At 64.2% G+C, this 5810-nt stretch carries 8 protein-coding genes and 2 pseudogenes; 3 read left to right on the top strand and 7 right to left on the bottom strand.

The annotated features are described in order from the left end of the window. Positions 1–393: 393 nt before the first annotated feature. From OTB19_RS41280 to OTB19_RS41260, 7 genes and pseudogenes are all read right to left on the bottom strand, one after another. Positions 394–948: a hypothetical protein gene (locus OTB19_RS41280; RefSeq protein ID WP_267804004.1), complete on the bottom strand. Its 555-nt coding sequence runs from the start codon at positions 946–948 to the stop codon at positions 394–396. A gap of 226 nt (positions 949–1174) precedes the next feature. Beyond that, positions 1175–1462 (bottom strand): IS30 family transposase, encoded by a 288-nt coding sequence (locus OTB19_RS41275; RefSeq protein ID WP_267804003.1) that lies wholly within the window; start codon positions 1460–1462, stop codon positions 1175–1177. 241 nt (positions 1463–1703) lie between these two features. Further along, complete coding sequence (locus tag OTB19_RS41270) at positions 1704–2351, bottom strand: transposase family protein (protein WP_420717023.1); 648 nt, start codon at positions 2349–2351, stop codon at positions 1704–1706. Positions 2352–2406: 55 nt separating this feature from the next. Next, a pseudogene (locus OTB19_RS43900) lies at positions 2407–2460 on the bottom strand (hypothetical protein); the annotation flags it as partial. A gap of 547 nt (positions 2461–3007) precedes the next feature. Further along, positions 3008–3148: a helix-turn-helix domain-containing protein gene (locus tag OTB19_RS43895; RefSeq protein ID WP_420717024.1), complete on the bottom strand. Its 141-nt coding sequence runs from the start codon at positions 3146–3148 to the stop codon at positions 3008–3010. A gap of 466 nt (positions 3149–3614) precedes the next feature. Next, entirely contained in the window at positions 3615–3902 is a 288-nt protein-coding gene (locus tag OTB19_RS41265; protein WP_267804005.1) for a hypothetical protein, read from the bottom strand. A gap of 208 nt (positions 3903–4110) precedes the next feature. After that, positions 4111–4731, bottom strand: a pseudogene (locus tag OTB19_RS41260) (transposase family protein); the annotation flags it as partial. Positions 4732–5036: 305 nt separating this feature from the next. Between OTB19_RS41260 and OTB19_RS41255 the strand changes: the two are divergent. The 3 genes from OTB19_RS41255 to OTB19_RS41245 form a co-directional block, all read left to right on the top strand. Beyond that, positions 5037–5279, top strand: coding sequence for a hypothetical protein (locus tag OTB19_RS41255; protein WP_267804002.1), 243 nt, complete (start codon positions 5037–5039; stop codon positions 5277–5279). A 3-nt stretch (positions 5280–5282) separates the two neighbouring features. Then, positions 5283–5543, top strand: a complete 261-nt coding sequence (locus OTB19_RS41250) for a hypothetical protein (protein ID WP_267804001.1) — start codon at positions 5283–5285, stop codon at positions 5541–5543. Positions 5544–5624: 81 nt separating this feature from the next. Beyond that, positions 5625–5810 (top strand): hypothetical protein (locus tag OTB19_RS41245; RefSeq protein WP_267804000.1); only part of this gene is annotated, 186 nt, incomplete at its 3' end.

The following is a 5810-nucleotide window of genomic DNA, read 5'->3' as shown; positions in this document are numbered from 1 at the left end:
ACGGATCGCGACCAGAGCACGGACGATCACCCTGCACCTCCCTCAACGCTGGTGCTGGGAAGCCGACTTCATTGATCTGTGGACCGCAGTCGATCACCGCATGGTCACCTGACCAGCGCGTCCACCGCCCGCTCGCGACCACAAGGAACCTCGGAGAACCCGCCACCGGAACGGCCATCCGGAAAACCGGCCTGCCCCGCACCCGCGAAAGACACCCGAAAACCAAGATCAGGATTCACGCGGTGGATCGAGGCTGAATGCTTACACCTCATCACTGAAGGATCGAGGCCAGGACTATGAATCAGCCCTGCCCGCTCACGCAGTCCGCTGGTATGCCCCGTGAATAGGAGAAATCCCGACACTCACCGAATCCGATTTTGTGGATCCAGAGGATCATTTCTCGTATCTGCAGGGTTTGGAGAAAGTCGCCCGTAACTGCTCCCCGATCACTCCTTCCTTGAACGACGAATCGTCCGTTGAAGCGAATGGACCGTAGGGTGCGTAGGCCGTTTTAGAAAAAATCTTTACGTCACTGGCGGGAGTTCCGCCAATTCCGCAAAGATTTCCATACAGGGACCTATATTGAGGCCGCCGCAAAGCGGCTGCATCTCTGATTACATCAAGCATCCCACTTTTCTCGATCGGAAGCGGAAGGTGAGTTTCATATGAAATGGGAGGGGTTTTGATGGCGGTCTTCCGGTTTTGCAGAAATTCATAAGTGCTCAACAGGCTCTTTTCGTATTTATTGGCCATTTGGTAGCGCTCGATATGATGCCACAGGCTACCGAGGTGCAGGATAGGGATTTCTTCGATGGGTTGCATTACGAAGAAGTCGTCGTTGAAATATAGAAACTTTGATGGAAGTTCCGCTGATTCGCATGATGCCCTCATGCGGGCCGCCCCTTCCTCCCATTTATCATCAAAATTCTTCGCTGGGATGTACCTCACGGAATCGGAATCTGTCACCCAGGAGGGTCGGTGCCCGACCATCCACACCTGATCATGTCGGAGATTCCGGCACACTGACCTCAAGCTGTACCGCAGCTCTTCATTAACATCTTCGCTTCGTAGGACGTAGACGATGTCCGGTATGTATATCATCTTTTGCGTCTCCGTGTGTCGCGAGTGGGGGCGCTCTTGAGATTACAGCCACCGTCCTGAATATCGGGCGGTGTCAATTCGTTGAAGCAACGTCCTCGCCCTCGGTCCGGGCTTTCATTGGAAGGCTTCTTGTGGGGTGAGGTAGCCGAGGCTGGTTGTTGATCTTCTCAGCGATGGATGTGAGGTAAGGCTGGTCGGTAATCTCGGTGTCCTTGGGGAGGTAGCGGCGGATGATGCCGTTCGTGTTCTCGTTGGTAGGTCGCTGCCAGGGGCTGTGTGGGGCGGCGAAGTACACGTCCAGGCCGGTGGCCAGCGTGAGTGCCGTGTGACGGCTCATCTCCGTTGCCTGGTCCCAGGCCAAGTGAGCCTCTTCGAGTTAGGCCTCAGTCGATCAGCTTGGATGCCTGATGAGCTGCGCAGATCCCAAGGCCTGTCACCCGATCGGTGGCCAACTCGAAGAAGCTCAGTGACTTGCGGACCGATTCCGGCATGCCTAGCGTCTGTATCGATGCAAATCGGGGAGGCGCAGACCGAGTGGGATAACGACTTTGGGTGAAATTGGGGTCTGGGCGTGTTGGCCTGGCCGTTTGGCTGGTGTGTGATCAGCGGACGGGCCGCCCGACGAGGAGGACCAGTTCTTTGCTTGTCTTGTGTCGGGTGGCCCGGAGGGTGGAGCGGTCGGAGACCAGGCCGGTGATCGCGAGGTGGGTTTCGGCATAGGTCTCGCGTCGTCCGGTGTAACGCTGGAGGGGCCGCCACTGTTTGTGCTCGGCGTTGGTGTGCTCGATGCAGATCCGGTTCGAGGACTGTCGGCGTTTGGCCTCGCGCCAGGCGTGGTGCTCGCCGAGCGGCGCGTCGTCCCCCGGTTTCCTCGGCGGAGCGGTGATCTGGTCGGGGAACTCGTTCGCCAGGCCGCGGTAGCCGTCGTCTACCTGGGCTTTCACCGCCGGGTGAAGACGCAGCTGCTCGGCGATGCCCTCGGTGCGGACCGCGGTCTGGTCGTGCATCCTGCCCGGGCGTACGACGCCGGAGAACAGGGTACGGCCCTGTCCGTCGCTGAAGGCGGTGCTTGATGGTGTTCTGCTTCCTCTTGCCCGAGACGAACGCCTTGCGTCCAGGACGTCCCGCGCGGGGCCGTCGGACCTGCACCTCGGTGCCGTCCACGCGGAGCTCGACGCCTTCGGCGTCGGCGAAGAGGTCTTCCAGAGTGCGGGTCCGCAGGCCGGGGCGGTCGGGGACGGCGAAGCCACGGGCCGCGAGCAGGGGCCTGACCTCGCGGATCGCACCGGACACGGTGGCGCGGTCCACCCCGTACAGCTCGGCGAGCGCCGCGTGCGGCAGACCCAGCCGCAGGCACACCAGGGTGACCAACAGCCGGTCGACGAAGACCAGCTTCTGCTTGCGGCCCGCCCCGGCCGCTCTGCGCCGGTCCCCACCACGTCGCTCACGCAAGACCGACTCACGTGCCGCCACCCACTTCGGCGCGAGCTCTTCGATCAACTCGCCGAGATGTTGGCGGGAGACGCCGGACAAGGCAGGATGGGCGCAGGCCGCACGGGCCCAGGATTGCTTCACAACCTTCCCAACCCGTGCGTGCCCTTCGCATGTCACGGCTCAACCCGAACCGACCTCCCATTGCTCCCCAACTCGTAAGTTCAAGCCGAAGAAGCTCCTTGGGCAGTGCATAGATCCAGGTGTAGACGGGTGTAGACGGCCTCGTGCGAGATCGTTTCCCCGCCGGCCGACAGCGAGCCTTCCATGAGGGGCGCCCTCGCGTCTGCGGCCTCGAGTTTCAAACGTCTCGCGATCTGTGGTTCGGTGTCCGTCCTTGCCGCAGATCCGCCAGAACACGCTCCGGCAGGACCACGTCGGTGTCGAGCAACCGCGGCTCAGGACGTCGACGCCGTTATGCGGCACGGCGGTCCGTCGTCGAAGCCCGAGAGCCATGCTGCAAAATGTTACGGCGTATCTCCCGGCTGACCACCGACGGGTCCCGGCCGATCCGACGGGCGATCTCCCGCACGCCCTCGTTCCGAGCATGGTCGATCCTCGAGCATCAACGGTCTCCGCACTGCCACGCACTGCCACGAGCAACACCTCTCACCTGCTCTGTTACTTCGAGGCTACGACACTGTCGTCCGTACCGAAACCCCGTGAATAGGCCTCCAGCGCTGCCGGCAGGTCCTCGGGGTACCGCTCGCCGATAAGGTCCGCAATCTCCCGTTCCGCCGCGGCGCGTCGCCCAGAACGGCAATGACGTTGGCTTGCCTGTCGTCCAGATCGGTTTCCCAGTCGTCGAGCATCCGTTGGGCGAGAGGCGCGATGTCTCGAAGCAACGCGTTGGCGGCCTCGCCGGTCAGGGCCGGGATCGCCCATCGCCGGTCGAAGCCGTAGTGAACACTGAACGGCGTCATCGGGCTCAACCAGCGACGCTTCCACGGCGAACTCGGCCACATCGCCCCCGCCGAACACGAGGCCGCCCACTACACAGGGCTGATTCATAGTCGTGTTGATCATGTTGCGTCGCAGGTCAGGGGCAGTCCGAGGAGGTCGAGTGGGCGGGTGAAGGGTGTGTAGGAGGTCTCGCGGAGTCCGGCGGCGATGTTGTGGTGGCCGGCGTCGCGGAGGGTGTTGATCGCGAGGTTGCGCAGGGTGGCCATGTTGGCCGGTCCGTGTCCGGTGCGGATCTTGGAGGCGTCCTCGGCGAACGTGGTGTCCCGGACGTGGTGGACGGCCTCGATGCCCCACTGTGATCTGGCGATTCGGCCGATGACCTGGGGTGATGCCTGGGACGACGTCATGCTGGTGATGGCATGGACAGTTTGGCGGGTGACCTTGCCGGTCTTCAGATCGGTGCGGTGCCGCAGGATCTTCACCGCCTGGACGACGTGGGGGAAGTCCAGGCCGAGTCCGGTGACGGTGAGGGCGGCGGGCGGTCACCTCCTTCCACGGCAGGGCCTTGATGGCCGCGTGAAGGGTCGGCTGGTTGCCCTTGACCACCATCAGATAGTGCGCCTTCTTCACCTCCACCAGCCATTTCGCGTGTTCGCGCTGGGTGTGGAGGGCGTCGGCGGTGACCACGGTGCCGGTCAGGTCGAACGGTGCGAGCGGGGCGGTGAAGCCGGTGATCTCGTTGGTCTTGCCCGGTATTCGGAGTTGGCTGACGGTGCGGCCGGCGGCTGTGACGGCGGACAGGAGGTGGGCGGCCGCGGCGGTATCGGTGCGTGACCCCCGGGCACTCTTGCCGTCCACCGCGACCGATTCCGTGCCGGCAGGGTTGTGCCCGAGCAGGTCGGCAAGGCCGCCGGGGCACACGGCGACCAGCACCCGGCGCACGGTGGAGACCGAGGCCGGACGGCGGACCCCGAGGGGGCTGCGTGGATGAAACCCCAGGCGGGCGAGGGTGTCCTGGGGTGCGTGGCGGGCCCATTGCCCGATCGCGGCGTAGGAGCGTGCCCCGGCCAGGACCGCGCACGCCGCGGTCAAGAGCACCGAGACGAGGCTGTGAAGCCGGCCCCGCCGGGCGCGTGGATCCGGCAGGCAGGCCAGACGCGCCGCCACGCCTGGAAGCTCACGCAGTCCCCGCGAGGGCGACTTGAACAGACAGACGATGTCAGACTGACGGCACATCGACGCTCCGATGATCAGGCGACTTGCGAGGTCACCTTGATCATCGGAGCTTCGGTGCATCCGCCAACACCGTACTGAAGGTTCGTCACATCCCTGTGACCAGCAGGTTCTCCAGACCATCAGGACTATGAATCAGCCCTGGACCCTGCCCTACTCCAGCGGCATGGTCGAGGGGCACGTTAACCGGGTCAAATTCCTCAAAGGGTGCGGATCCTTTCCAGGGACAGTTGAGCTGGAGTTTCGCTGATCCGGGTGTAGGTGGGGTGGCGGCTTCTCTACCGTGGCGGTAGAGGAGGTGGTGCTGGATGGGCTCGTTGATCGGTGAGGTGGAGGAACGCCAGGCGGCGGTGCGGTTGCGGGTGGAGGAACTCGAGCGGGAGATCGCCGCGTTGACCGTTCGGCTGATGGTCGAGCGGGGCCGGCTGGATCGGCTGACGGTGACGCGGGAGACGCTGGAGGAACTCGCGGCCGAGGGAGTGGCCCTCGAAGTGGCCCGGCCGCCGGCGGAGACCGAGCCGGTGGGCGGGGGCCGGGTGGTGGGGGTGTAGACCGTGACCGCCTGGCGGGAGGGGATGACCAGCGTGGATCTCCCGCCGGTCTACCGCGACATCGTGGACGTGGTCGACGACGCGCCGGGGGCGGTGCAGGCGAAGCGGATCGTGCCCAGGATCGGGCTGCCCGCCCAGACCTCGAAGATCGAGGCGACGCGGTCGAAGCTGAAACGGCTGGTCGAGCGGGGCTGGCTGGCCGAACAGACGCCGGGACAGTTCACCATCTCGGCCCACCGGGCGGCGGCCGACTCGATGAGGTAGGTCAACTCCCGGTGTTCAAGGGGCTCTTCTCCCTACATTCGTAGGTGCGAACCGAAACGAACATCAGGAAGAAGAGCCCGGATGGAACGCTACGGCACCAGCGATGTCCCCGACCCGTTCGCCTGCTCGATGGAAGCGGTGGGCGTTGTCAGGTTGGGTGGAGGCCTCTTCCGGTGGCATGATCATCCGTCTGGTCGGATCGCCGGGAGGGGCTTCGCGTGGACACGCCGTCGTACCGGGGTTTCCGGTTTCCGCCGGAGATCATCT

This window comes from Streptomyces sp. H27-H5 (assembly GCF_026627505.1).
Lineage (GTDB): Bacteria > Actinomycetota > Actinomycetes > Streptomycetales > Streptomycetaceae > Streptomyces.
Note: the sequence above shows the minus strand (reverse complement) of the source record. Positions and strands in the feature narration are given on the sequence as shown.